We start from the raw sequence: 23218 nt of genomic DNA, 5'->3' as shown, positions 1-23218 counted from the left end.
CGCGCTCTCAGCCGCGCAGGTACTCGATGTAGAGCGGCCGGAGCTCGTCGGCGACCGCGCCGCCGCCGGAGTGCACCAGCTCGTTGAGGATCGCCGACAGGTGCGACACGTCGGCCTCGGCCTGGTCCGTGTGCCCGGCCGCCGCCTGGGCCGCCGGGATCGCCCTGGTCAGCCGCCACAGGAAGCCCACGTCGAGGTGGTGAACGGCCCGGTCGATCGCGCGGTCGTGCAGCTCTTTCGACGTCAGGTTCTCCAGATCTTCCGCCATGCCTCCAGCCAACCAGACGTCCGGGGGCTTCCCGCGCCGGGCGGGGACGGTTAGCGTCGGAAGGGTGAGCAGAGTGCACGACATGGGAGGCCAGAGCGGGTTCGGGCCGGTGCCGGTGGGAGACGACGACGCCGAGCCGTTCCACGCCGACTGGGAGGCCCGGGTCTACGCCCTGACCCGTGCGCTGCTGCGGCGCGGGGTGTTCAACCTGGATGAGATGCGCGACGCGATCGAGCGCATCCCGCCGCGGGAGTACCTGTCCGCCTCCTACTACGAGCGCTGGCTGGCCGCGATCGAGACGATCCTCGGCGAGAAGGGCCTGGCATGAGTCCGTACTCCCCGGGCACGCGCGTGCGCGCGCGGCCGGGCGATCCCGCGCACCACACGCGGGTGCCGGTCTACGTCCGCGGCCACGTGGGGGAGATCGTCGAGTGTGAGGGCGAGTGGCCGCTGCCCGACGACCGGGCGCGCGGCATCACCCCGCCGCGCGTCGAGACGGTGTACGCGGTGCGGTTCCCGGCCCGTGACCTGTGGGGCGCCGGCGCGCACTCGGTGACGGTGGACCTGTGGGAGTCCTACCTGGAGGAGGTCACCACCGATGGGCCATGACGACCTGCCGGTCGCCGCGCGCGTGCGCCGGCTGGAGGAGCGGGTGATCGCCGCCGGTCTGACCACCGACGGCGAACTGGACGCGATCCTGGACGATCTCCTGGTGAACGCCTCGCCGGTGAACGGGGCCCGGATGGTCGCCCGGGCGTGGACCGACCCGGGCTATCGCGAGACCCTGCGGTCCGACGCGAATGCCGCGGCCGCCGAGCTCGGCTTCGGCACGTTCGGCTACCGCCTGCGCGCGGTGGAGAACACCCCGGCGGTGCACAACGTGATCGTGTGCACGCTGTGCTCCTGCTACCCGATCTCGCTCCTCGGCCCGTCGCCGGGCTGGTACCGCAGCTTCGCCTACCGTTCCCGCGTCGTACGGGAGCCGCGCGCCGTCCTGGAGGAGTTCGGGCTGACGCTGCCGGACGACGTGGAGATCGTCGTGTGGGACTCCAGCGCCGAGACACGCTACCTCGTGGTCCCCCGGCGCCCCGAGGACGATCTGACGGAGGAGGAGCTGGCGTCCCGCGTCACCCGACGGGGCCTCATCGGTACGGCGGCGATCTAGGCCCGTGCCCTACGGGGGAATGACGCCACCCGGCCCGGAATCACTCGCCAAGCTGACGCCTCGGCTTGACGTGACCCTCTACGGTGTCTGCCATGAGCGATTGGGCGGATCACGGGCAAAGGGGCGCGGCGTCGTACGCAGCGGACGGGCGGGCATACGACCGTGACGGGCAGCCCCTGCGCGGCAGACGGCGGCGTCGCTGGGGCCGGACCACGATGATCGTCATACTGGTGCTCCTCCTCCTGCTGATCGGTGCGTACTTCTACCTCGACTCGCGGTTGAACCGCATCGACGTCTTCACCGACTACACGGGGCGGCCCGCGGACACTCCGGGCACCAACTGGCTGATCGTCGGCTCCGACAGCCGGCAGGGCCTGTCGGCCGAGCAGCGCAAGAAGCTCCACACCGGCAAGGCCGAGGGGAAGCGCACCGACTCGATGATGCTGCTGCACATCGGTGACCACGGCAACACCCTGGTCAGCCTCCCGCGCGACTCCTATGTCCCGATTCCCGGGCACGACCCCAACAAGCTCAACGCCGCGTACGCGTTCGGCGGGCCCAAGCTGCTGGTCCGTACGGTCGAGCAGGCCACGAAGATCCACATCGACCACTATGCGGAGATCGGCTTCGGCGGGTTCGTCGGCATGGTCGACGCGGTCGGCGGAGTCGACATGTGCATCCCCCAGCCGATCAAGGACACGGCCGCGGGCATCAACCTGAAGAAGGGCTGCCAGACGCTCAACGGCCCGGAGGCCCTGGGCTTCGTCCGCACCCGCCACGCGTTCGCCAGCCAGGACCTGCAGCGGGTGCAGAACCAGCGCAAGTTCCTGGCCGCGCTGACCCACAAGGCGACGAGCCCCGGCACGCTGCTCAACCCGTTCCGCATCGTGCCGTTCGTTCTCCGCTCCACGAGTGACTTCTCCGTGGACCAGGACGACCATCTGTACAACCTGGCCGGGTTCGCCTGGGCGATGCGCGGCCTGACCAAGGGCGACGGCCTCACCACGACGGTTCCGCTCGGCGGGAACGGCTACTCACCGAGCGCCGGGGCGTACATCACCTGGGACACGACGAAGGCCGGTGAGCTGTTCCGCGCCCTCCGCGAGGACCAGCCGGTGCCGAAGAGCCTGCGGCCGGCCGGCTGAGCGGCGCCCGCCCTGGGGCGCTTTCGAATCCTTTGCCGTTCGCGAGCGCTGATTTGCGGGGCGTCGGTACTGTCGCAGCACCAGAACGGGTAGTTACTCTCCGTATCTAGGTCGATACGAGGAGTGACCAAATATGAAGAAGGTCGCCAAATGGGGAAGCTTGGCCTTCCTGGCGTTCTACCTGGTCAGTCAGCCCCACAAGGCGGCGAACGTCGTGCATGGCGCTCTCGGCGGGCTCACCGGCGCCGCCACGTCCCTGTCGAGTTTCGTCAGCGATCTACCCTGACCGTCGCCGCCGGAACCGGCCCGGCTCCGCCGCCTCCCGGCGGAGCCGCCGCCGCGAGGCTCCGGCCGTGCGCGGATCCGCTCCTCAGGCGGAACCCCCGTCGCCGTCCAGCAGGCTCATCAGGTCCGTCGCGTTCCGCTGCGCATAGTCCTGGTAGCAGTTGTTGAACAGCACGTGCGTCGTCTCGGCGTTCTCCGCCAGGCCGCGGATCTTCGGCGCGAGTTCCTTGAGTTCGCCGGGCCGGTAGAGGTAGCCGAACCGATCGTAGATGTTCTTGCTCGTCCACTTGTCGGAGTGGCCGTGCAGCCGCACCACGGCCAGGTCCGACGTCGCGGCGAAGACCGGCGGGATCGAACTCGTGTGACCCTGCGGCATGTCCACGCTGACGTACGGCACGGCGTACCTGGTCAGGAAGTCCAGTGTCTCCCCGCGGTTCTCCTCGCTCATCCAGGTCCTGTTGCGGAACTCCACGCAGATCCGCATCGGGTCGCAGCGACGCTTCGCCTCCAGGATGTACTCCTTGTTCCGCCGGCCGATGACGAACCACTGGGGGAACTGGAACAGCAGCGCGGTCAGCTTGCCGGCCTCGTGCAGCGGCCACAGCGCGTCCAGGAACCGCTGCCAGACCTCGTCGGTCACCTCGTCCGGCAGGTCGCGCGGGTAGAGGTTCTTCTTGTCCGGCACCTTCTCCCGCAGGTCCTTGTACAGCGCGCCCGGTCGGGTGGGGTGCTGGGTGAGCAGCGAGAACGCCTTCACGTTGAACGTGAACCCCTCCGGCGTACGGTCCCGCCAGTAGCCGACCGTGCGTTCGGCGGGTGGCGAGTAGTAGGTGGAGTCCACCTCGACGAGCGGGAACCGCGACGCGTAGTAGCCCAGCCGCTGCTCGGCCGTCTTGACCTCGGGCGGATACCAGTCCGTCGCGAGCAGCGTCTTGTCGGTCCAGGAGGCCGTGCCGACCAGGATGTCGCCCATGACACAAGGTTAGGATCGACCTCGTGTCGATCTATGACGTGGACATCGAACGCCTGCAGGGCGGACCGGCGGATCTCGGGCAGTACCGCGGCACGGCGGTGCTCGTGGTGAACGTCGCCTCCCGGTGCGGCCTCACGCCCCAGTACGAGGGGCTGCAACGGCTCCAGGACACCTACGGCGAACGCGGCTTCACCGTGCTCGGCGTGCCGTGCAACCAGTTCATGCAGCAGGAGCCGGGCACCGCCGACGAGATCGCGGAGTTCTGCTCGGCGACGTACGGCGTCACCTTCCCGATGACGGAGAAGGTCGAGGTCAACGGGCCCGGCCGGCATCCGCTGTACGCCGGGCTCGTCACCACCCCGGACGCCTCGGGGCACACCGGCGACATCCGGTGGAACTTCGAGAAGTTCCTCATCGCTCCCGACGGCACGGTCGTGGCACGCTTCGCGCCGCAGGCCGAGCCCGACACCGACGAGGTCGTCCAGGCCATCGAGAAGGCGCTGCCCTGATCCAGGTCGCGGTCTGCGGCCCGGCCGACTGCACCGAGGCGGAACGGCGTGCGGCGCATGAGGTCGGCCGGCTGCTGGCCGCCCGCGGCGCCGTCGTGCTCTGCGGCGGGTACGGAGGCGTGATGGGCGCGGTGACCGAGGGCGCCCGTTCGGCCGGCGGGCTGGTCGTGGGCGTGCTCTCCGGCGCCGACCGCGCCGAGGCCCACCCGGGCCTCAGCGCGGCCATCGCGACCGGCATGGGCCAGGCGCGCAACGCGCTGATCGTGGGCTCCGCCGACGCGGTCATCGCGGTCGGCGGCTCCTGGGGCACCCTGTCCGAGGTGGCCCACGCCCTGCGCCGGGGCACGGTGCCGGTCGTGCAGCTCGGCGGCTGGCGCCTGCACGACACCGACGGCGCACCGGTGCCGGGACCGGTGGAGGCCGCCTCTCCCGAAGAGGCCGTCGCCCTCACCGGCCTGTGGCCCTAGTAGTTCGTCGAGCACCTCACCTCGGCGTCAACGGAAATCATGAGCGTGGTCGGTGGCCCATTCACGGAACGTGCGCGCTGCCGTGCCGGTGATCTGTTCCACCGTCGAGGTGACCACATCCGAGGCGGGCCGGGTCTCCGCACTGGCCAACAGGGCCTCCACCAGGGCCGGCGGCCTGCCGTCCGCGAGCATCCGGTCTCGGGCGACCCGCACGGGGACCTTCTCGAAGCGCACCGGACGGCCGATCGCCGCTCCGATCGCGCGGACCTGCTCGGCCCTGCTCAGCACCTGCGGGCCGGTCAGCACGTGCTTGGCACCCGCATGCCCGTCATCGGTCAGGACCCGTGCCGCCACGGCCGCGACGTCGCGTTGGTCGATCACCGCCGTGGCAGCGATGTCGGGACCTCGGACGACACCCCCGTCACGGATCTGCCCGGCCCACCCCAAGGCGTTGGAGGCGATGGTGTTCGCCCGCAGGATGATCCACTCCAGGCCTGAGGTCTCGATCAGGCTTTCCATGTCGGCGTGAAGCTGATTGATCGGATCGGTCTGCCGGTCGGCGTCCTCGTTCACTCCAGACGATGACAGATACACGAGCCGACGGGCGGCACGTGCGATCGTCGCCAGGACGGCGGACGCGCCGTCGGAGGTGAGGAAGGGCCATACCAGGAACACCGCGTCGATACCGTCCAGCGCCCTTTCCAGAGTCTCCGGAGCGGCCAGATCCCCTTCCGCGAGCTCCGCACCTTGTGGAAGACGGGGAGCGCGCGCATCGCGCACGAACGCACGCACGGAGAACCCTGCAGAAACGAGCTGAGCGGTGACCTCCCGGCCGACGTTGCCCGTCGCGCCCGTGACAAGAATCTTGGCCATGACCATGGTCAACCGCGCCGGGCCCGGCATATTTCCTCAGGCGGTCACTCGGACGGAGTGAGGCGGACATATCCGTACGGGTTGAAGAACAGGTCGTCCTCGTCGTAGCGGTCGCATGTGCCGGTGCGCAGCGACCAGAGAGGGGAGTCCTCGGTCATCCGGAAGCCGGCGCCGTCCTCGATCTCGTCCGCGCGCGGATCGGTCAGCAGGTAGATCGCCAGCGTGTCCAGGTGCGCGAGCAACCGAGGCAACCCGTCCTCGGTCAGCTGATCCTCATCGGCCTCGATCTCCACCTCGGGAGCGCCGAGCAGGTGCATGCCGCAGCTGTAGAGCACTTCACCGTCGTAGATCGGCCGCTTCACCCAGGCGTCGACGAGCGCGATGGCGAGTTCCTCGCCCGCGGCGTCGGCCGCCCGGCCGGCCAGCGACGCCCAGCGGTTTCGGCCGTGCGTGAGCCCACTGCTCTCGTTCTTCACCGCCGTGGCACCGGACCGCAGCAGAGCGGCCGTCGCCGCCAGCAGCCGCCGCGAGGTGTCGGCCGCCAGCTCACGCATCATCGGCGCGGACAACAGGTAGCCGACGGTGTCGTGGGATTCGACCGCGGCCCGGTCCGCCTCGTCGAACGAGGCCGCCGCCATGCAGGCCTCGAACGCCTCCGGCATCCGAGGGTCGGGTGCGGCCTCGGAGTACTCACGGTCGAGAACGAAACCGCCGAAGCCGGCGGCGATCCGTTCCATCTCCGAAAGGTCCAGCCCGGAACCGAGCACGCACAGCACATGCCGCGGAAACGCTTCACTCATCCCGGCACGTTATCGATCACACCGACGTTGCGGGCCGATTTGCCGCGATGCCCCGGCTCGGCCGGCCTGGTGCGAACGGGAGCGATCCGACGCCGTGCCGCCCCGGGCGCGGTCCGGGGCGGCGTCGGCGAGCCTGGCTTGGAGCTAGTAGCGGCAGTCCACGGCCATGATCTCCATGGCGGCGGCGGAGCCGAGCACCCGGGCCTGATGGCAGGTCCAGGCCGGCACGCGGGGGTGGTAGCGCGGCTGGTTGATGACCAGCTTGACCGGTCCGCTCACGCCGGTGGTGGGGGCGCCGTTGGAGGCCTGGCAGCCGATGCCGTGGATCAGGATCGGGAAGCCGGTGTTCCCCGGAGTGTCGGTCTGACAGGTGTAGGTGGGCTCACCGGCCACGGCCGAGACGGTCGCGGCCCCGGCGGCCGGGACCGGGGCGGTGGCGGCCTGGGCGGCGGGGACCTGGGCGGTGGCGGCAAGGCCCAGCACGCCCACGCCGATGCCCAGGGCCAGGGAAAGTGACAAGCGCATGGTCTCCCTCTCACGTGATTACCGTGTGCATATACGCAGTAACCCTAAGCGACAATCACCCAGACCTTGAGGAGCGCCCTCCGAAGCCGCCGAGACTCGCGACGGTGGGGGTGCCCCTCACCGTGTCAGGCCCGGGTGGGGGTGCCGCTCACCAGGCCAGGCCCGGTGGGGGTGCCCCTCACCACGCCAGGCCCGTGTGAGGGTGCCCCTAATGGGAGGTGCCGGGTGAGTTTGTGGGACAGACTCGGTGCCTGGTAGCCGCTGGTGGGTGAGCACTCGGTGCCCCTGGACCGTTGTTGAGTCCTGGTGTGAGATCGTGCCCTCGCTGGTGGTCGGGAGCCGGACCGCTGATGGGGTGTCGTGCCCGCCGGTTGGCGTGAGCACTGGTCCATTAGGCCGCCGGTGGGCTCTCGCGGGCTGCTGATCTGGATCGATACCCCCGATGGAGCGGAGCGGCGATGTTGTTCGTCGGAGATGACTGGGCCGAAGATCACCATGATGTGGAGGTTCAGGACGGCTCGGGCCGGGCGCTGAGGAAGGCCCGGCTGCCCGAGGGTGTGGCGGGGGTGTCTGGTCTGCATGAACTCCTCGCGGCCCTCCTGCCCGATGACGGTGACCCCTCGCAGGTGGTGGTGTGTATCGAGACCGACCGGGGCCCGTGGGTACGGGCGCTGATCGCGGCCGGCTACCAGGTGTATGGGGTGAACCCCAAGGTCGCCGCCCGGCACCGGGAGATCGTGTCGGTCTCCGGCGCCAAGAGCGACAAGGCCGACGCGAGCTCCCTGGCCGACATGGCCCGGACCCGCCGTCACCAGCTCCGCCAGGTCGCCGCCGACTCCGGCATCGCCGAGGCGGTCAAGGTCTTGGCCCGTGCGCATCAGACGCTGATCTGGGAACGGACCCGGCACATGCTCCGGTTACGGGCCGCGCTGCGCGAGTACTTCCCGGCCGCACTGATGGCCTACAAAGACCTGGGGCTGACCGCCGCCGACACCCTGGAGCTGCTGGCGGCGGCCCCCACCCCACAGGCGGCCGCCGAACTCGGCCCACAGGCGATCACCGCAGCGCTCACCGGCCGCCGCCGTGACATCACGGCCAAGGCAAAGGCGATCCACGACGCGCTGAGCACCCCACACCTGGATCAAAGCCCCATCATCACCGCGGCCTACGCCGCGACGACACGGGCGACCGTGGCGGTCCTGCAGACCCTCACCAGCGAGATCAAGGCAATGGAAGAGCAGGTCGAGGCCTATTTTGGCCGGCACCCGGACGCTGAGATCTACCTATCCCAGCCTGGTCTGGGCCCCATCCTCAGCGCCCGGGTACTCGCAGAGTTCGGCGACGCCGACGGACGCTACGCAGACGCCAAGTCCCGCAAGAACTACGCCGGCACCAGCCCGATCACCCGCCAATCCGGCAAGTCCAAAACCGTCCACGCCCGCTTCGTCCACAACGACCGTCTCCTCGACGCCCTCCACATGCAGGCATCCTGCGCGATCTTGCACGACACCGGATGCCGCGCCTACTACGACGAGCTCCGCACACGCGGCACCAGCCACAACGCCGCCCTCCGCCAACTCGGCAACCGACTCGTCGGCATCCTGCACGGCTGCCTGAAGACCAGCACCCCCTACAACCCGGCCACCGCATGGGCACACCGAGTCCACCACAACACCGCCGCTTGACACCCCCAGCTCCAGGGGTGTCTCACACGGAAAACGAGGGCCTCGCCGACGTGGCGGAGGTCCTGGGCGCCGCGTCAGTTCTCCGTGAGCAGCGCCTTGATGCGGGCCAGCGAGTCGGCGCCGGCCAGCTCGACCGGCATCACCGGGCCCTCGGCGAGGCGGTCGGCCAGCGCCGACACCGCCTCCGCGCGGGCGATCACGTACTCGCGCTCCGCGTCGCGGGGCGGCCGGCCCTCCAGCATGCCCGCGACCTCGGCGAGGGCCAGATGCGCGGCGTCCCGTCCCATGCCGGCGCCGGCCGTACGCTCCAGCCGCCCGTACGCCGCGACGAGACGGCGCACCGAGGAGTCCGAGACGTCGAGCAGGGTGCCGTGGCCGAGGGCCTCGCGGCGCCGGCGGTCGGCGCGGCGGCGCATCGCCGTCAGCAGCGCGGCGTGGGCGGGCAGCGCCAGCCCGAGGGCGAGGCAGGCGACGGCGATCACGGTCAGCCAGCCGGGCAGACCCGTGAGGAGCACTGCGCCGAGCAGGATGCCGCCACCGGCCGCCAGCACGGCCTCCGGCGCCCCGATGAGACGGGAGGGCGGCTCGTCGGCGGCAGGACCGCCGTCCTGCGGGACGTCGACGAGTGGACCGGGCCGGTGCGGGACGATGACCTGCGACGCCATGATCTCATTATTCGGCAGGCCCGGCCGGAACCCGGGGAACTCGCCGACCACGCGGTGTCCGTTCGGCCGAATCTCTACCATGACCACCAGGGAAAGGTGGCGAGCGATGCCCAAGTGGACGACGGACGACATACCCGATCTCGCCGGAAAGCGGGTGATCGTCACGGGGGCCAACAGCGGGCTCGGCCTGTGGACCTCCCTCGAGCTCGCCCGCCACGGCGCCACCGTCGTTCTCGCCTGCCGCAGCGCCGAGCGCGGAGAGCGGGCCGTCGCCACCATCCGCGGGGCCGTGCCGGACGCCGACGTCGTCCTCGGCTCGCTCGACCTGGCCGACCTGGCGTCCGTACGCGCCTTCGCGGAGGCGCATCCCGAGCCGCTCGACGTCCTCGTCAACAACGCCGGCGTGATGGCGCTGCCGTACCGCACGACGGCCGACGGCTTCGAGATGCAGTTCGGCACCAACCACCTGGGCCACTTCGTGCTCACCGGGCTGCTCCTGCCCGCCCTGCTCAAGCGCCCCGGCGCCCGCGTCGTCACCGTCACGAGCATGATGCACTGGGTGGGCCGCGCCGACTTCGACGACGACGGCGAGCACGGCTACCACAAGTGGCCCGCGTACTGCCGGTCGAAGCTGGCCAACCTCGTCTTCGCCAAGGAGCTCGACCGCCGGGCGCCCTTCGTCAGCGTCGCCGCGCACCCCGGATACGCCTCGACCAACCTCCAGCAGGCCGGCCCGCTCATGGGCGGCCACCGGAGAAAGGCCGCGCTGTACGGCCTGCTGAACACCCTGCTCGGCCAGTCCGACGCCGCCGGGGCGTGGCCCTCGCTGTACGCGGCGACCGCCCCGGGCGTCGAGGGCGGCCGGTGCTACGGCCCGCGTGGTCCGGGACAGAGCCGCGGCGCGCCGCGTCGTGTCCCGACCCTGCCACGCGCCGCCGACCCGGAGCTGGGCCGCCGCCTGTGGCACCTCTCCGAGGAGCGCACCGGCGTGTCCTACGACGCGCTGCGGGCGTGACGCCCCGTCACGGCCCGGTCGCGGGGTCCCAGTCGAGAGTCGCGGGAATGGCGCCCTCCAGGGTGAGCAGCCAGCGCTTCACCTCGACGCCGGTGCCCCCGCTGTAGCCGCCAAGGCCGTCCGAGGCGACCACGCGGTGGCAGGGGACGACGATCGGGATCGGGTTGGAGCCCATGATCGTGCCGATGGCCCGTGCCGGGACGCCGGTGCCGCTGAGGCCGGCCAGCTCTCCGTAGGTCACGGTGCGGCCGTACGGCACACCGGCGTAGAGCTTCTCCAGCACCTCGCGCTGCGCGCCCGACGTGTGGCGCCAGTCGATGGGCAGGTCGAAGTCGGCCTCCCGGCCGGCGAAGTAGGCGGCCAGCCGGCGGCGTACGGTCTCGGTGCGCTCGGGGGCCGTCACGAGCGGCAGGCCGCCGCGCAGCCGCGCCCGCTCGCGCGGCGTGTCCCGGAAGGACAGGCCGGACAGCCCGATCGGGGTGCAGGCGTACGCCAGCGTGCCCAGCGGGGTGTCGAGGGCTTCGATCGCGACGTCCATTCTTCTTTCCTACCAACACGGGCACGCCCGCGGCTCGCGGATTTCCGACATCACCGTCCGGCCGGAGCGCGGAGTTGCGACGCCCTTCACAGGGAGCGGAGAATGCGCGTCAACATTGACGGAAATCAACGGAGGCCGGGTGGCGGAGACGGGCGGATGGATCGACGCGGCGAGCGCGGCGGACCGGCTCGGCGTCAAGCCCGCCACGCTGTACGCCTACGTGAGCCGCGGGATCCTGCGCCGCGCCCGGACGCCGGACGGCCGGCGGAGCCTGTTCGACCCGGCCGAGGTGGAGGAGCTCGCCCGGCGGGGCCGTCCCCGGCGCGGCGGACATGAGCTGGTCATCGAGTCGCGGCTGACCGTCCTGGGCGACGACCGGCCCTACTACCGCGGACGCGACGCCCTCCGCCTGGCCGCGACGCACCGGTTCGAGGACGTCGCGCACTGGCTGTGGACCGGTGAGGAGCCGGTCGCGACGACGCCGTGGCGGGCGCACCCGGACGCGGTGGCCGCCGCCCGCGCGGCCCAGTCGGGGCTGGCGGCGGGCACGCTGCCGCTCGAACGCCTCCAGGTGATCACCGTGGCGCTCGCGACCGCCGATCCGCTGCGTCTCAACCTCGACCCGGCGGCCGTGACCGCCGCCGGCCGCAACCTCATCGCGGGCATGGTCGACGCGCTCCCGGGAGAGAACGACCCGGCCGCGACCGCGATCCCCGAACGCCTGTGGACCCGCCTCACCGCCGCGGAGCCGCGCCCGGAGGCGGTCGGCGCCCTGCGGTCGACGCTCGTGCTGCTGGCCGATCACGAGCTGGCCGCCTCGACCGTGGCCGTGCGGGTCGCCGCGTCGGTGCGCGCGGACCCGTACGCCGCCGTCGGCGCGGGTCTCGGCGTGCTCGGCGGGACGCTCCACGGCGGCGCGTCGCTCGGCGCGGAGGCGCTGTTCGCCGAGGTCGGCAGGCCCGACCGCGCGGGCCGTGTCATCGGCGAACGCCTCCGGCGCGGCGACCGCGTCCCGGGCTTCGGCGGCCGGCTGTACGCGGGCGGCGACGCCCGCGCGACGTGCCTGCTCGACATCGTCCGGGCCACCGCCCCGGACCGCGACCGCCTGCGGGTGGTCGAGGCGGTCCTCGCCGAGGCACGCGCCCGGCGGCTGCCCGATCCGGCACTCGACGTCGCGGTCGCCGCCCTCGCGTACGTCACCGGGATGATCCAGGGCGCGGGCGAGGCGGTGTTCGCCGTCGCCCGAACGGCCGGCTGGCTGGCCCACGCGCTGGAGGAGTACGCCCATGACGCGCCACTGCGTCCGCGCGCCGTCTACTCCGGCCCGCCGCCGGAGCGGCCAGGCTCCCGTTAGGGCGTCTCGCCTGCGGGGATCTCCCGCCGGCTGCGGAGGGGTACTTCCTCCGTCGCGACGATCGGCTTCCTCGCCGAGGCGCTCGGCACCCGCTGACGGCCGAACGGAGAACGGTGGCCCGGCGGTCGGCACCGGGCTACCGCGTCACGTCGCGGGCCGGACGGCGTTCGATCGCTGCGAGCCGATCTTCGGATCGTTCTCGCGGCGAGTCGTGACGTCCGCGGCAGAGCCATGATTCAGGCGGCCACCTCGGTTCGGTTCAGACGGCGCGGTAGCGCGTGGCGAGTTCCGGGCTCTGTGCGCCGAAGGCGGCGAGGTCGGCCTGGAAGACCGCGTCCAGCAGGCCGGCATCCTCGACACCCGGGGCGCAGACGGTCTCGCCCAGCTCCAGGCCGCGCAGGCTGGCGGTCACGACATCGTCGGCCGCCATGCGGGGCACCACGCTCATGTCGATGCCCTGGCGCTCGTGGAACTCGGTGGCCACCACACCAGGGCACACGACCTGGACGCGGACTCCCGTGCCCTCGAGTTCCGCGCTCAGGAGCTGGGACAGCGCGACGAGGTAGGCCAGGCTTCCGCCGTAGACGGCACGACGGGGCATCTGCGAGTGCGGCGCGGGGCCGCTGAAAGCGATCATGCCGGCGACGTTGATGATCGTGCCCTCGCCGCGCTCCCGCATACCCGCGACGGCGGCTCGGGTGAGCATCGTGGGCGCGAGGACCTTGACGCCGACGAGTTCGCCGGCCTTGTCGGCGGGGAGCTCGGCGAGCGGCATGTAGTGGGCGACGCCGGCGTTGTTCACCAGCATGGTCAGCGGCTCGGTCGCGCAGATCCGGGCCACCTCGTCGATTCCGTCGCTCGTGGACAGATCGGCGGAGACGGTCCGTACCTTGACCTCCGGGTGCGCGCCGGCGAACTCGTCCAGTCGCTCCTTCCGCCGGCCCACCAGCACCAGGTCGTAGCCGTCCGCGGCCAGGCGTCCGGCGAAAGCCCTGCCGATGCCGGAGGTGGCACCGGTGACGAGTGCGAGCCTGCTCATTGGTGTTCCTTTCCGTTGCCGGCCGTCGCGGCCGGGTTTCCTGGGGTCAGCGAGTGCAGCAGCCGGGCCAGCCCGCGTGCGCCCGCCATGCCGCGTTCGGTCACCGCGCGGGGGTCGAGATCGGCCTCGCGCATCGCGGTGTCGAACAGTTCCATGTCCAGCGCCTCGACACTGGACAGGTGCGCGACGTTGTCGAGGGTGACCATCGTGTTCAGCAGGGTCAGGGCGGCGCTGGAGGCGCTGCCCAGCTTCAGCACGCCGACCAGCCGCGCCGGGTCCATGCCCAGTTCGATGGCCAGATCGACGATCTCGGTGATGTTGGCCTGGTTCATCATCAGCAGCGCGTTGTTGAACAGCTTCGCGGTCTGCCCGGCACCCGCGCCGCCGAGATGGACGACGTGGCGGGAGAACGACGAGAACACGGGCTCGCAGCGCTCCGCGGCCGTCCGCGGTCCGCCGACCATGGTGGTCAGCCGCCGTTCCTCTGCGGCCGGCCGTCCTCCGCTGACCGGCGCGTCCAGGACCTCGACTCCGGCCGGCGCGCAGATCTCGGTCAGCCGCACCGCGTTGGCGGGAAGGCCGGTGCCGTGGTTCACCACGACCGCACCGGGACGCAGGGCGTCCAACAGCCCGCCCGTGACCAACCGCAGAACGTCTTCGTCGGTGCTGACGCACAACCCGACGATGTCGCACGACGCGGCCAGATCCCGGATGCCGTCGTGGCGGACGTGTGACACGCCGCGCAGGCCGTCCAGAGAGGTGGGCCGCCTCGCCCAGGCGTGCAGGGGAAATCCCGCCTCGGCGATGGCCGTCGCCATGGGCAGGCCCTGGTCGCCCAGGCCGATGAAGCCGACGGGCGGCCGTTCGCGACCGGTGTTCATGCCTCAAGGTTGTGACGGCTCGGGGTGACCAGCCAGACGCCTGGTCTTCCTAGGAATGCCGGTACCAGGCGGTGCGGAAACCGTACGGACATACTGGACGTATGGGGACGACGGAATTCGGGCAGGCCGTGCACCGGTGGCGCGACCGGGTCTCGCCGGAGGCCGCGGGACTGTCCGCCGGCGGCCAGCGACGCGTCCCGGGGCTGCGCCGCGAGGAGCTCGCCCAGCTGGCGGGCATTTCGGCCGACTACGTCACCCGCCTCGAACAGGGCCGCGCGACCAACCCGTCGGCGCAGGTCATCGAAGCGCTGGCCAGGGCCCTGCGCCTGTCGGCCGCCGAGCGCGCACACCTGTTCCGGCTGGGCGGACTCCAGCCGCCCCGCCCAGAGAGCGTGCCCTCCCATCTCACCCCCAGCGTGCAGCGCCTGCTGGACCGGCTGACCGGCACTCCTGTCGCGGTGTTCGACGCGGCTTGGACACTGCTCGTGGCCAACCCGCCCTACGCCGCCCTCATGGGTGATCCGGCGGGCTGGAACGGTCACGAGCGCAACGGGGTGTGGCGCAACTTCCTCGGCCTGAACGACCGGGCGCGGCTCACCCCGGAGTCACGGCACGCCCTGCAGGCCGCGCTGGTCGCCGACCTTCGTGCGGTCACCGCGCGCTACCCGGCCGACCAGCGGCTCAAGCGGCTGGTCGCGGATCTGCGTGCGCGCAGCGACAGGTTCACGGAGCTGTGGGAGACCGGTGTCACCGGTCACCACGAGGCGGCCCGCAAGACGATCGACCACCCTCATGTCGGCGCGGTGACACTCGACTGTGACGTGCTCAGCGTGGCGGGCAGCGACCTGCGAATCATGGTCTACACCGCGGAACCCGGCACCGAGGATGCCGAGCGGCTTGAACTGCTCACCGTCCTGGGCACCCAGTCACTCGTCGGTTAGGCCCTGTCTCGGGAGTCCCCGTCAGATCCGTCTCCGGCCCGCACTTCCATCGCGCCCCGGCCCCCGGGCGGAACCCGCAGCCACGGTCTTGTCGCTTGCGGCGGGGGTCCGGCACGGTTCCGCGACGACGCGGGTACGCTCACGTATGTGCGACGGTTCTTCACTCCCGGCTGGCTGGGGCTTCACCTGATCGCCATTGTGCTGATCGGGATCTTCCTGCTGGCCGGCTGGTGGCAGCTGACGCGTGCCCAGGACGGCAACCTGCAGAGCTGGGCCTACGTCATCGAGTGGCCGATGTTCGCGATCTTCGTGATCGCGATGTGGGTCCGGATGGTGCGCGACGAGTTGCGCGGCAAGACCGAAGGTCCGGGCACCGTGGTGCCCGAGCGCGCCGCGCCGCGAGTGGAGATCGACGACGAGGACGACGAGGAGCTGGCGGCCTACAACCGCCGTCTCGCCCGGCTGAACGACGAGAGCGCGCGCCACTGACGGCGCGGGCCTCACGGAAGGACATCCCGTGCAAGGAGCGGTGACCCGTTACCGCATCATGGCGTACGTGACCGGCACGCTGCTGATCGTGCTGTGCTTCGTGGCGGTCCCGCTGAAGATCTTCGCGCACAACGGTGTCCTGTCCAACGCGGTCGGAGTGCCCCACGGCGTGATCTGCTACCCGCTGTACCTGCTGGCCACCTTCGACCTCTACCGCCGGGCGCGCTGGCCGCTGGGGAGGGTCGTGCTGATCGTGCTCGCGGGCGTGATCCCGTTTCTGGCCTTCTACGTCGAACGCCGGGTCGTGAACGAACTGCGCACCCGCCCGGAGCCGGCCACGAACGTCGGCGCCGCCTGACGCCTTCGCACCGCACGGAGCCGGCCACGAACGTCGGCGCCGCCTGACGCCTTCGCACCGCACGGAGCCGGCCACGAACGTCGGCGCCGCCTGACGCCTTCGCACCGCACGGAGCCCGGCGGTGTCGCCGCGTCAGTTCACCGTGCGCACGGGTTGCCGCAGGACGGTCTTGAACCTGGCGGGCTCGGTGCGGCGGTGGTCACCGAGGTAGATCTCGTGGTGGTGCCCGGACATGCGCAGGCCGTTGGCGGCGAGGTACTCGTGATGGAGCCTGGCGAGTGCGGGACCTTCGTCGTCGTAGGGGCCGACGTGCAGGAGCTGGGCGCTCGTACCCTCCTCCAACCTCTCGCGGCGGACCTCGGCGATCGCGGGGAGGCTCTTCTTGGTCAGCGCGGTGTCTTTGGACTCGTCGATGAGGTCGTCGGTGATCCAGCCGGGCTGACTGATGAGCATGCGCCAGTGCCAGGCATCCTTGTCGCGGGTGATGAACACCTCCGGGCGGTCTGACCACCACAGCCCTTCGAGCGGCCCGACGACGAAGTCCCGGCCGAGGGCGTTCTTGCTCGCGAACTTGATCGTGTAGGCGACGGCGTAGAGCGCCTCGACCGCGCGGGCGTAGTCGGCGCTGGTGTTGGGATCGCCGTGACCGTCGATGGCGATGAACCGCTGCGCGGGCACCTCGACCAGCGCCCAGTCGGTGTTCCTCGGCGCGTAGCACTGCTTGAGCTCTCGTTTGACGTCATAGCGGGCCGTGGTCATCTGCACTCCTGGAGGGGGGCTCGGTGGGCGGCCGGTCGCCGGGTTCGGCCGCCCGGTAGGCGGACAGCCACTGCTGTTCGGCGGCCAGCTGGCTCAGCGAAAAGTCGAAGATGGCGCGGACGAAACCGGGCATGCCGGGTTGGGCGTCGCGGGCCGCGCCGATGGCGGCGATCTTCTCCGCCAGGGCCGCCGCCCGCCGGTCGAGCGCGGCCCGCAGGCGTTCGGGCGGAATGACCGGCTGGTTGGCCAGACCGACCAGGAGGGGCGGGAACACCGGCCGAAGCTCGGCCACCGCGGCCTCGGCCGCCCGCGCGCACGCCCGCCGCCCCTCGGCCGTCGGCCCGTAGATCCGGCGAGCCTTTCCCCGGGCGCCTCGCGTCGTGTCGATCTCGGTGATCAGCCCACGGTCGCGGAGCCGGGCCAGAAGGTAGTAGATCGAGCTGAAGCCGATCTCGGTCCACTCCCGCATACCGCGGGCGCTGATGACCTCGTCGAGCTCGTAGCCGTGCCGCGGCTTCTCGACGAGCAGGCCGAGCAAGGTCAGCTCGGCGGACGTCAGGTCGGCATCCACGGCTTTATCCTAGTACTAGAATAAAGCGTCGTGACCGAGGGCGCCGGCCCGCGGCGGCGTATGGTCCGTCGCGGGCCGGCGCGGTCTCTTCCACCCCGGTCGGCGGGCGTCCGCCCCGCATCGGCGGGCGTCCGGATGCCTCCGGTCGGTGAACGTCCGGCCCCCGAGCCGGCGGGCGCCTGATCGCCGGCGATCAGCGGGCGTCCGGCCGCCGCATCGGCAGGCGTCCGTTACCCCCGGTCGGTGAGCGTCCGGCGCCCGAGTCGGCGGGTGTCCGGTTACTCGCGGTCGCCGGACGTCCGGCCCCCCGTGTCGGCGGGCGTCCGGCCACCGAGTCAGCGGGCGTCTGACTCCCGCGTCGGCGAGTGTCGGGACCCCGGCGCGGGCGTCCGGTCACCGGGCCGGTGGCGTTCGTACCCCCGGTCGGCGGGCGTCCGGGTCGCCGGGGGACCGGTGTCGCCGGTCGGGGGCGCCGGGCCGGCGGCATCGGGGACCGCCGACCCGGCCGTGGCGGCCCGGTGCCGTGGGGGCGTACGGCGCCGGCGCCGAGAGGACAGGAAAGGGCGGATGGCGCGGGGTGCCGCCAGAAAACGGATGGGGGGAATCATCCGCCGGCGTCGTTTCGCCGTCACGACCCTCATCGGCCCTCCTTGAATCGCACACGATGACTCGGGCGGACCCGCCCAGGACTCATCACACGGTGTTGCGATCTCGTTACTGTGAGTACCCGTGGTCGATGAGGGCGTAAACCCAGGTCAAGCAAGAAATGTGATCGGGCCTTCCTGCGAGTAAAAGATCATCTGGCACGGTCAACGGCCGGTAGGGGATCATCGGCGGTCTCAGCAGCCGCAGGCCGCCGCCGAGACGGGTGCGGTGAGCGGGTCGGTGGGCCCGACGACCCGGCCGGCCGGAGTCCGTACCGCGAAGCCCTCGCGTACCCAGTACTCATAACCGCCGGTCATCTCCTTGACCCGGTAGCCGAGGCGCGCGAACGCCAGCGCGGCACGGGTCGCGCCGTTGCAGCCCGGGCCCCAGCAGTAGGTGACGACCGTGGCGTCACGCGGCACGACGGCGGACGCCCGTTCGGCGACCTCGCCGGAGGGCAGGTGTACGGCGCCGGGCAGGTGGCCCTGCTCCCAGGACTCGGTGCTGCGGGAGTCGACCACGACCAGGCCGGGCACCCCGGCCTCCAGGTCGGCGTGCACGTCGGAGACGTCGGTCTCGAACGCCAGGCGAGCGGCGAAGTGGGCGGCGGCCTCGGCGGGATCCGCGGGTGCGGTGGACAGAACAGTGGACATGCCGACGATGCTCGCGGTCCCGGCCTCCCGCCGCCAGTGGCGCTGGCGCCGCTCACCGCTAAGATCCCGCCATGCTCAGTCCGCCACATCGCCGGCGCACCGTCGCGGTGCTCGCCTACGACGGCATGTCGCCGTTCGAGACCGGCATCGTGACCGAGGTGTTCGGCCTGCCGAGACCCGAGCTGGACGTGCCCTGGTACGACCTGACGGTGTGCGCGGAACGGCCCGGCCCGCTGCGGGTCGTCGGGGGAGCGACCCTGGACACCCGGCACGGCCTGGACGTGCTCGCCTCCGCCGAGACGGTGATCGTGCCCGGCGTCAGCGACGTACGCGCCGGGTCCTCGCCCGCGCTGGTCGCGGCGCTGCGCCGGGCGCACGCACGGAGCGCCCGCGTCGTCTCGATCTGCTCCGGCGCGTTCGCGCTGGCCGCCGCGGGCCTGCTGGACGGCCGGCGGGCGACCACCCACTGGCAGTACGCGGACCTGCTGCGCCGCCGCTTCCCCCGCGTACGGGTCGATCCCGACGTCCTCTACATCGACGACGGCGACGTGCTGACCAGCGCCGGCAGCGCGGCCGGCCTGGACCTGTGCCTGCACCTGGTGCGCCTGGACCACGGCCCGAGCATCGCCAACGCCGTGGCACGGCGGCTGGTCGTCCCGCCGCACCGGGAGGGCGGGCAGGCCCAGTTCATCGAGGCGCCCGTGCCGCACGACCTCGACGACGACCGGATCACCGGCACCATGGCCTGGGCCCTGACGGACCTCCGGCGGGAGATCACGGTCGAGACCCTGGCGCGCCGCGCACACATGTCCCCGCGCACGTACCTGCGCCACTTCGCCCGCTGTACGGGGACCAGCCCGATCCGCTGGCTGATCCACCAGCGGATCCAGGCGAGCCTGCCGCTCCTCGAACGGACCTCGGCGCCGATCGAGGAGATCGCCCGTACGGTCGGCTTCGCCAGCCCGGTGACGTACCGGTCCCACTTCACCCGGGCGATGCGCACCTCACCGTCGGCCTACCGGCGCGCCTTCGCCGGCGCGTAGGCCCGACTCAAAGCATGCCGGCGCTCGCGGACCGGAGCGGGCAGCCCTGGCGGGTCATCGGCCCGGCGAACGGCGGGCGGTCTCCGCACGGGGGTCACACGCGACGGCCGACGGTGAGCACGGCCGACCAGTGCCGGGTGAGCCGCCCGTCCGGGCGGGCGGCGAGGCGGCGGCGGACCTCGGCGTAGAGGTGGTCGCGCCGCTCCGGTGCCATCGCGATGTGGCCGGAGAACGTGTCGAGCAGTGCGAGGTACTCCTCGGCCGTGTAACGCAGGGCCCAGACGTGCCGCCGCGTGCCCACGACCTCGAACCGTCCGGACGCCGCGAGGTCCGCGGCGTGCGGGTCCGGCCGGTCCTCGGGCCGCGGTGGCGGCCACACGTCGTCGCCGCCCTCGCCGAGCGCGTCGTACACCTTCTGGATCTCGGCGAAGAAGGGGTCGAAATCCTCGGGGAACGCGTGCCCGGCGTCCCACACGGCCAGCCGCCCGCCCGGTCGCAGCAGCGCCGCCGCCTTCGCGTACCGGACGCGCGGATCGACCCACTTCCACGCCGTGGCCGCGTACACGAGGTCGTACGGCGTGCCCGGGGGCTCCCACTCCTCGAACGACGACCTGACCACCTCGACGTGCGGGAACCCGGCGAGACGGCGCCGGGCCTCCGCCGCGAGGGCCGTGCCGAGTTCGACGGCGGTGATGCGGAACCCCCGGCGGGCGAGCGGCAGCGTCGCCTTGCCCGGCCCGCATCCGACTTCGAGCAGGCGCGCGGGAGGCACGACGTCCGTCAGGGCGAGCAGGTCGTCGTACAGCGCGTCCGGATAGTCCGGGCGGGCCCGCTGGTACAGCGATGCCGCCCGGTCGAACGTCTCACGCAGTTCCACGCCTCCACGCTCTCACACGAGTGGTTGACTGGGCCGATGCGATCGGAGGAGACGGAGGCGATCGCCGAGGCGCTCGGCGGCGCGGTGTCGGCCGCGTCCACCCTGGCGGGAGGCTTCTCTCACGAGACGTGCCTGGTCACGTACGCCGGGGGCCGGGTCGTGGCCCGGCTCGGCGGCCCCGACCCGGGTGTGGAGGCGGCGGTGATGGCGACCGCCCGCCGCCACGTGCCCGTCCCGGAGGTCCTGGCCGTCCTTCCCGCGACGGAGCGCACCCGGCCCGTCATGCTCGTGGAGTACGTGCCGGGTGAGCTGCTCGCCCGGGTGCTCGCCACGGGCGACGGCGCGTGGATGCGGGAACTCGGCGCGGAGGTCGGGCGGGTCGTCGCCGGCATCGCCGCGGTGCGCTTCGAACGCCGGGGCTTCTTCACCGACGCGTCGCTGACCGCCGGCCCGGAGCGCCCGTGGTCCGAGCAGCTTCCCGCGTTCGCGGACAAGTGCATGGCCGGCGCCTCCGAGAGCCGGCTGGACGAGGCCACGCGGCGTGCCTGGGCGGCCCTGTGCGAGGCCCACGCCCCGGCACTCGCCGCCGTCGACGACCACGCGCGGCTCGTGCACGCCGACGTCAACCCCAAGAACATCCTGGTCGCCCGTACCCGCGCGGGCTGGCGTGTCGAGGCCGTCCTGGACTGGGAGTTCGCCTACTCCGGCTGCCCGTACGGCGACGCCGCCAACATGGCGCGCTTCGGGCACGACTACCCGGCGGCCTTCCTCGACGGCTTCCGCGCCGGATTCGCCGGCCACCCGCCCGCCGGCCTGCCGCTGCAGGAGGACTGGGGCTACCTGGGGCGCGTGCTGGACATGTTCGCGCTCAGCGACCTCGTCACCCGCCCTCCCGGGCATTCCGTCGCCGACCAGGCGGCCGAGCGGATCCGCCACTGGGTCGCCGAGGGCGTACCCCGCTCGCTCTGAACGTCGTGCCGCCGGGCGGGTGGCGGCCGGTGCCGTCGCGATACGCCGGCAGGGGTCTTCGCGGCGTGAGGAAAATCCAGTCGATCGGTGCCAAGACCGCTCCTACAGTGTTCCGCGTGTCCGACGGAGCGCTCACCCTGCACCAGGCCCGCGAGATCCTGAGCCTGGTCTCGCCCGGAGCCGCCGTCACCGAGGTGATCGCTCGTACGGGTGGCGAGCTGAGCACGGTGTACGAGATCCGGTGCGCGGGGTCGCCGGACGCGGTGGTCGTGAAGATCTACGCAGAGCGGTGGCGCTGGAAGCTCGCCAAAGAAGTACACGTCTACGGCGTCCTCGCCGACCAGGGCGTCCGGCCGGCGCCGACGATCCTGCACGCCGAGTACGGTACGGATCTCATCGGCTCGCCCTTCGCCGTCATGACGAGGCTCAGCGGCCGGCCGTTGTCGGAGGCCATCGACGAGTTCGACACCGACCAGGTCCGCGGCGTCTACCGCCAGATGGGCGCGGTGCTGTCGGCGATCCACCGTGTCGAACAGGACGCCTACGGCTACCTCACCACCCGCCTGTGGCACCCCGAGCCGGACAACACCGCGTACATGAACCGCCGGTTCGCCGAGAAGCTACGGGAGTTCGCCGAACACGGCGGCGATCCCGCGCTCCACGACAGGATCGAGGAACACGTCGCGCACCAGGCCGAGTTGTTCGCGGCGTCCGTGGGACCGAGGCTGTGCCACAACGACTTCTACGAGGGGAACATCCTGGTCGCCCCCGAGGCGGACGGCTGGACGCTGACCGGGTTCATCGACGTGGAGAACGCCGTTGCCGCGGATCCACTGCTGGACCTGGCCAAGACGCAGTACTACTCGGTCCACGACGACGAGGCGAAACTGTCCGGCCTGCTGGACGGGTACGGACCATTGCCCGACGACTGGGCCGACCGCGTGCGCCTCTATCGCCTCTACCACGCTCTCGAACTGTGGGACTGGTTCGCCTTGATCGGCAACGTCTCTCCGCTGCCCGGCATCGCCGACGACCTCCGGACGCTGACCGCTCAACGCTGAACGTCTCCTCGGACGGCCTCCAGCACTTCTCCGAACAGCTCCTCACCCGCTCTCGGTGACCTGAGTGCGTCGAAGGCGTCCACCAGTCTTCTCTCCTCCCACCGGAAGTGGGATTCGAGAATGGCGGTCAGCCCGTCGAGCTCCCGTCGTACCGGTTCGGCGTTGTCCGGTGACAGGGTCGTGAGGAGTCGTTGCAGCCTGCGGAGGATGTCGGCGACCAGCAGATGATCCTGCCGCAGTTCTTCCAGCACCGGGTTCAGCTCGGGGAACTGCTCGGCGAGGGCCGGGAACCCGGTGGTGTCCTCGCTCGTGTGATGGCGGGTCAGGGCCTGGCAGAAGGCCGTGCAGTGCGCCCGCAGCGGGACCGGGGGCTGCGGCGTGCCGCGCCCGGCGTAGGCGGCGATCTCCTCGCGGAGCCGTGCCAGTTCGGCGCGGAGCCACTGGTGCACCTCGATCAGCTGCCGGCCCAGGGCCCGTGCCCGGTCCGCGGAGACCGGGCCCTGCTCATGGCCGGTCATCGCGTGAACTCCGCGACGATCGGCTGGTTGATCGGGGTGCACGAGGGCAGGCCGGATTCGGCAGGTGAGCAGGCATGAATCAACTTTCGATCAAGGAGAACAGACGGCGCCGGCCGGAACAGCCGGGCGAGCGGCGATGAGGAGTCC

At 71.6% G+C, this 23218-nt stretch carries 30 protein-coding genes; 16 read left to right on the top strand and 14 right to left on the bottom strand.

Going from position 1 to position 23218, the window contains the following annotated elements; genetic code table 11:
• Positions 1–7: 7 nt before the first annotated feature.
• Positions 8–268, bottom strand: a complete 261-nt coding sequence (locus tag OG417_RS37655; protein WP_329239418.1) for a hypothetical protein — start codon at positions 266–268, stop codon at positions 8–10.
• 64 nt (positions 269–332) lie between these two features.
• Between OG417_RS37655 and OG417_RS37650 the strand changes: the two genes are divergently transcribed.
• The 5 genes from OG417_RS37650 (at position 333) to OG417_RS37630 (ending at position 2864) form a co-directional block, all read left to right on the top strand.
• Entirely contained in the window at positions 333–596 is a 264-nt protein-coding gene (locus OG417_RS37650) for a hypothetical protein (RefSeq protein ID WP_329239413.1), read from the top strand.
• Positions 593–877: an SH3-like domain-containing protein gene (locus OG417_RS37645; RefSeq protein ID WP_329239411.1), complete on the top strand. Its 285-nt coding sequence runs from the start codon at positions 593–595 to the stop codon at positions 875–877. Before OG417_RS37650 ends, OG417_RS37645 begins: the two co-directional genes overlap by 4 nt.
• Complete coding sequence (locus OG417_RS37640) at positions 867–1433, top strand: nitrile hydratase subunit alpha (RefSeq protein WP_329239410.1); 567 nt, start codon at positions 867–869, stop codon at positions 1431–1433. The genes OG417_RS37645 and OG417_RS37640 overlap by 11 nt, the downstream gene beginning before the upstream one ends.
• 92 nt (positions 1434–1525) lie before the next feature.
• Positions 1526–2578, top strand: a complete 1053-nt coding sequence (locus tag OG417_RS37635) for an LCP family protein (RefSeq protein WP_329239408.1) — start codon at positions 1526–1528, stop codon at positions 2576–2578.
• 133 nt (positions 2579–2711) lie between these two features.
• Positions 2712–2864 carry a hypothetical protein gene (locus OG417_RS37630; RefSeq protein ID WP_329239407.1) on the top strand — a complete coding sequence of 51 codons (153 nt, stop codon included), beginning with the start codon at positions 2712–2714 and terminating at the stop codon, positions 2862–2864.
• An 84-nt stretch (positions 2865–2948) separates the two neighbouring features.
• On the opposite strand, the gene OG417_RS37625 is transcribed toward OG417_RS37630, so the two are convergent.
• Entirely contained in the window at positions 2949–3836 is an 888-nt protein-coding gene (locus tag OG417_RS37625; protein WP_329239405.1) for a DUF72 domain-containing protein, read from the bottom strand.
• A gap of 23 nt (positions 3837–3859) precedes the next feature.
• Between OG417_RS37625 and OG417_RS37620 the strand changes: the two genes are divergently transcribed.
• Together OG417_RS37620 and OG417_RS37615 are read left to right on the top strand one after the other, a co-directional pair.
• Positions 3860–4345 carry a glutathione peroxidase gene (locus tag OG417_RS37620; protein WP_329239404.1) on the top strand — a complete coding sequence of 162 codons (486 nt, stop codon included), beginning with the start codon at positions 3860–3862 and terminating at the stop codon, positions 4343–4345.
• Positions 4228–4812 (top strand): TIGR00725 family protein, encoded by a 585-nt coding sequence (locus OG417_RS37615; protein ID WP_329239403.1) that lies wholly within the window; start codon positions 4228–4230, stop codon positions 4810–4812. Before OG417_RS37620 ends, OG417_RS37615 begins: the two co-directional genes overlap by 118 nt.
• Positions 4813–4839: 27 nt before the next feature.
• Here the strand turns inward: OG417_RS37615 and OG417_RS37610 are convergent, their stop codons facing one another.
• The 3 genes from OG417_RS37610 to OG417_RS37600 form a co-directional block, all read right to left on the bottom strand.
• Positions 4840–5685 carry an NAD(P)H-binding protein gene (locus tag OG417_RS37610; protein ID WP_329239401.1) on the bottom strand — a complete coding sequence of 282 codons (846 nt, stop codon included), beginning with the start codon at positions 5683–5685 and terminating at the stop codon, positions 4840–4842.
• A gap of 44 nt (positions 5686–5729) precedes the next feature.
• Complete coding sequence (locus OG417_RS37605) at positions 5730–6485, bottom strand: hypothetical protein (RefSeq protein WP_329239399.1); 756 nt, start codon at positions 6483–6485, stop codon at positions 5730–5732.
• 144 nt (positions 6486–6629) lie between these two features.
• Positions 6630–7010, bottom strand: coding sequence for a hypothetical protein (locus OG417_RS37600; RefSeq protein WP_329239398.1), 381 nt, complete (start codon positions 7008–7010; stop codon positions 6630–6632).
• Between the two features lie 458 nt (positions 7011–7468).
• Between OG417_RS37600 and OG417_RS37595 the strand changes: the two genes are divergently transcribed.
• The gene (locus OG417_RS37595; RefSeq protein ID WP_329239396.1) at positions 7469–8695 is read left to right on the top strand and encodes an IS110 family transposase; all 1227 of its coding nucleotides are present in this window, start codon (positions 7469–7471) and stop codon (positions 8693–8695) included.
• 74 nt (positions 8696–8769) lie between these two features.
• Here OG417_RS37595 and OG417_RS37590 read toward each other — a convergent pair whose 3' ends face one another.
• On the bottom strand, positions 8770–9441 hold the full coding sequence (locus OG417_RS37590) for a hypothetical protein (protein ID WP_329239394.1): 672 nt from the start codon (positions 9439–9441) through the stop codon (positions 8770–8772).
• 25 nt (positions 9442–9466) lie between these two features.
• On the opposite strand from OG417_RS37590, the gene OG417_RS37585 reads away from it, so the two are divergent.
• The gene (locus OG417_RS37585; RefSeq protein WP_329239391.1) at positions 9467–10375 is read left to right on the top strand and encodes an oxidoreductase; all 909 of its coding nucleotides are present in this window, start codon (positions 9467–9469) and stop codon (positions 10373–10375) included.
• Between the two features lie 7 nt (positions 10376–10382).
• On the opposite strand, the gene OG417_RS37580 is transcribed toward OG417_RS37585, so the two are convergent.
• Entirely contained in the window at positions 10383–10913 is a 531-nt protein-coding gene (locus OG417_RS37580; protein ID WP_329239390.1) for a methylated-DNA--[protein]-cysteine S-methyltransferase, read from the bottom strand.
• A 139-nt stretch (positions 10914–11052) separates the two neighbouring features.
• On the opposite strand from OG417_RS37580, the gene OG417_RS37575 reads away from it, so the two are divergent.
• Positions 11053–12267 (top strand): citrate/2-methylcitrate synthase, encoded by a 1215-nt coding sequence (locus OG417_RS37575; RefSeq protein ID WP_329239388.1) that lies wholly within the window; start codon positions 11053–11055, stop codon positions 12265–12267.
• A gap of 259 nt (positions 12268–12526) precedes the next feature.
• Here the strand turns inward: OG417_RS37575 and OG417_RS37570 are convergent, their stop codons facing one another.
• Together OG417_RS37570 and OG417_RS37565 are read right to left on the bottom strand one after the other, a co-directional pair.
• Positions 12527–13306, bottom strand: coding sequence for an SDR family NAD(P)-dependent oxidoreductase (locus OG417_RS37570; RefSeq protein ID WP_329239386.1), 780 nt, complete (start codon positions 13304–13306; stop codon positions 12527–12529).
• Positions 13303–14187: an NAD(P)-dependent oxidoreductase gene (locus OG417_RS37565; protein ID WP_329239384.1), complete on the bottom strand. Its 885-nt coding sequence runs from the start codon at positions 14185–14187 to the stop codon at positions 13303–13305. Before OG417_RS37565 ends, OG417_RS37570 begins: the two co-directional genes overlap by 4 nt.
• A gap of 101 nt (positions 14188–14288) precedes the next feature.
• On the opposite strand from OG417_RS37565, the gene OG417_RS37560 reads away from it, so the two are divergent.
• The 3 genes from OG417_RS37560 (at position 14289) to OG417_RS37550 (ending at position 15975) form a co-directional block, all read left to right on the top strand.
• Entirely contained in the window at positions 14289–15128 is an 840-nt protein-coding gene (locus tag OG417_RS37560; protein WP_329239382.1) for a helix-turn-helix transcriptional regulator, read from the top strand.
• A gap of 147 nt (positions 15129–15275) precedes the next feature.
• Positions 15276–15617 carry a hypothetical protein gene (locus OG417_RS37555; RefSeq protein WP_329239381.1) on the top strand — a complete coding sequence of 114 codons (342 nt, stop codon included), beginning with the start codon at positions 15276–15278 and terminating at the stop codon, positions 15615–15617.
• Between the two features lie 40 nt (positions 15618–15657).
• The gene (locus OG417_RS37550; protein ID WP_329239379.1) at positions 15658–15975 is read left to right on the top strand and encodes a DUF3817 domain-containing protein; all 318 of its coding nucleotides are present in this window, start codon (positions 15658–15660) and stop codon (positions 15973–15975) included.
• Between the two features lie 132 nt (positions 15976–16107).
• Here OG417_RS37550 and OG417_RS37545 read toward each other — a convergent pair whose 3' ends face one another.
• From OG417_RS37545 to OG417_RS37535, 3 genes are all read right to left on the bottom strand, one after another.
• Positions 16108–16734, bottom strand: coding sequence for a GyrI-like domain-containing protein (locus OG417_RS37545; protein ID WP_329239377.1), 627 nt, complete (start codon positions 16732–16734; stop codon positions 16108–16110).
• Positions 16715–17305: a PadR family transcriptional regulator gene (locus OG417_RS37540; RefSeq protein WP_329239375.1), complete on the bottom strand. Its 591-nt coding sequence runs from the start codon at positions 17303–17305 to the stop codon at positions 16715–16717. Before OG417_RS37540 ends, OG417_RS37545 begins: the two co-directional genes overlap by 20 nt.
• Before the next feature lie 839 nt (positions 17306–18144).
• The gene (locus OG417_RS37535) at positions 18145–18603 is read right to left on the bottom strand and encodes a rhodanese-like domain-containing protein (RefSeq protein ID WP_329239373.1); all 459 of its coding nucleotides are present in this window, start codon (positions 18601–18603) and stop codon (positions 18145–18147) included.
• Between the two features lie 71 nt (positions 18604–18674).
• Here OG417_RS37535 and ftrA point away from each other — a divergent pair, with 71 nt between their 5' ends.
• On the top strand, positions 18675–19646 hold the full coding sequence (gene ftrA, locus OG417_RS37530; protein WP_329239372.1) for a transcriptional regulator FtrA: 972 nt from the start codon (positions 18675–18677) through the stop codon (positions 19644–19646).
• 94 nt (positions 19647–19740) lie between these two features.
• Here ftrA and OG417_RS37525 read toward each other — a convergent pair whose 3' ends face one another.
• Entirely contained in the window at positions 19741–20523 is a 783-nt protein-coding gene (locus OG417_RS37525; protein ID WP_329239371.1) for a class I SAM-dependent methyltransferase, read from the bottom strand.
• Positions 20524–20559: 36 nt separating this feature from the next.
• Between OG417_RS37525 and OG417_RS37520 the strand changes: the two genes are divergently transcribed.
• Both OG417_RS37520 and OG417_RS37515 read left to right on the top strand, forming a co-directional pair.
• A complete protein-coding gene (locus tag OG417_RS37520) occupies positions 20560–21492 on the top strand; it encodes a phosphotransferase family protein (RefSeq protein ID WP_329239370.1) in 933 nt (310 codons plus the stop codon).
• Between the two features lie 116 nt (positions 21493–21608).
• Positions 21609–22553, top strand: coding sequence for a phosphotransferase family protein (locus OG417_RS37515; protein WP_329239368.1), 945 nt, complete (start codon positions 21609–21611; stop codon positions 22551–22553).
• Here OG417_RS37515 and OG417_RS37510 read toward each other — a convergent pair.
• Entirely contained in the window at positions 22544–23071 is a 528-nt protein-coding gene (locus OG417_RS37510; RefSeq protein ID WP_329239366.1) for a hemerythrin domain-containing protein, read from the bottom strand. The two genes, OG417_RS37515 and OG417_RS37510, sit on opposite strands and share 10 nt — an antisense overlap.
• Between the last annotated feature and the right edge of the window lie 147 nt (positions 23072–23218).

This window comes from Actinoallomurus sp. NBC_01490, assembly GCF_036227085.1.
GTDB classification, from domain to species: Bacteria; Actinomycetota; Actinomycetes; order Streptosporangiales; family Streptosporangiaceae; genus Actinoallomurus; species Actinoallomurus oryzae.
This window is presented reverse-complemented; position numbering and strand designations above follow the sequence as displayed.

What these genes read in the sequence shown, in the direction of transcription:
- OG417_RS37655 (WP_329239418.1), bottom strand. Translation starts at nt 268, where the DNA reads ATGGCGGAAGATCTGGAGAACCTGACGTCGAAAGAGCTGCACGACCGC.
- OG417_RS37635 (WP_329239408.1), top strand. Translation starts at nt 1,526, where the DNA reads ATGAGCGATTGGGCGGATCACGGGCAAAGGGGCGCGGCGTCGTACGCA.
- OG417_RS37535 (WP_329239373.1), bottom strand. Translation starts at nt 18,603, where the DNA reads ATGTCCACTGTTCTGTCCACCGCACCCGCGGATCCCGCCGAGGCCGCC.
- ftrA (WP_329239372.1), top strand. Translation starts at nt 18,675, where the DNA reads ATGCTCAGTCCGCCACATCGCCGGCGCACCGTCGCGGTGCTCGCCTAC.
- OG417_RS37510 (WP_329239366.1), bottom strand. Translation starts at nt 23,071, where the DNA reads ATGACCGGCCATGAGCAGGGCCCGGTCTCCGCGGACCGGGCACGGGCC.
- OG417_RS37595 (WP_329239396.1), top strand. Translation starts at nt 7,469, where the DNA reads ATGTTGTTCGTCGGAGATGACTGGGCCGAAGATCACCATGATGTGGAG.
- OG417_RS37545 (WP_329239377.1), bottom strand. Translation starts at nt 16,734, where the DNA reads ATGACCACGGCCCGCTATGACGTCAAACGAGAGCTCAAGCAGTGCTAC.
- OG417_RS37565 (WP_329239384.1), bottom strand. Translation starts at nt 14,187, where the DNA reads ATGAACACCGGTCGCGAACGGCCGCCCGTCGGCTTCATCGGCCTGGGC.
- OG417_RS37580 (WP_329239390.1), bottom strand. Translation starts at nt 10,913, where the DNA reads ATGGACGTCGCGATCGAAGCCCTCGACACCCCGCTGGGCACGCTGGCG.
- OG417_RS37605 (WP_329239399.1), bottom strand. Translation starts at nt 6,485, where the DNA reads ATGAGTGAAGCGTTTCCGCGGCATGTGCTGTGCGTGCTCGGTTCCGGG.
- OG417_RS37640 (WP_329239410.1), top strand. Translation starts at nt 867, where the DNA reads ATGGGCCATGACGACCTGCCGGTCGCCGCGCGCGTGCGCCGGCTGGAG.
- OG417_RS37590 (WP_329239394.1), bottom strand. Translation starts at nt 9,441, where the DNA reads ATGGTAGAGATTCGGCCGAACGGACACCGCGTGGTCGGCGAGTTCCCC.
- OG417_RS37570 (WP_329239386.1), bottom strand. Translation starts at nt 13,306, where the DNA reads ATGAGCAGGCTCGCACTCGTCACCGGTGCCACCTCCGGCATCGGCAGG.
- OG417_RS37625 (WP_329239405.1), bottom strand. Translation starts at nt 3,836, where the DNA reads ATGGGCGACATCCTGGTCGGCACGGCCTCCTGGACCGACAAGACGCTG.
- OG417_RS37585 (WP_329239391.1), top strand. Translation starts at nt 9,467, where the DNA reads ATGCCCAAGTGGACGACGGACGACATACCCGATCTCGCCGGAAAGCGG.
- OG417_RS37600 (WP_329239398.1), bottom strand. Translation starts at nt 7,010, where the DNA reads ATGCGCTTGTCACTTTCCCTGGCCCTGGGCATCGGCGTGGGCGTGCTG.
- OG417_RS37645 (WP_329239411.1), top strand. Translation starts at nt 593, where the DNA reads ATGAGTCCGTACTCCCCGGGCACGCGCGTGCGCGCGCGGCCGGGCGAT.
- OG417_RS37610 (WP_329239401.1), bottom strand. Translation starts at nt 5,685, where the DNA reads ATGGCCAAGATTCTTGTCACGGGCGCGACGGGCAACGTCGGCCGGGAG.
- OG417_RS37560 (WP_329239382.1), top strand. Translation starts at nt 14,289, where the DNA reads ATGGGGACGACGGAATTCGGGCAGGCCGTGCACCGGTGGCGCGACCGG.
- OG417_RS37520 (WP_329239370.1), top strand. Translation starts at nt 20,560, where the DNA reads ATGCGATCGGAGGAGACGGAGGCGATCGCCGAGGCGCTCGGCGGCGCG.
- OG417_RS37630 (WP_329239407.1), top strand. Translation starts at nt 2,712, where the DNA reads ATGAAGAAGGTCGCCAAATGGGGAAGCTTGGCCTTCCTGGCGTTCTAC.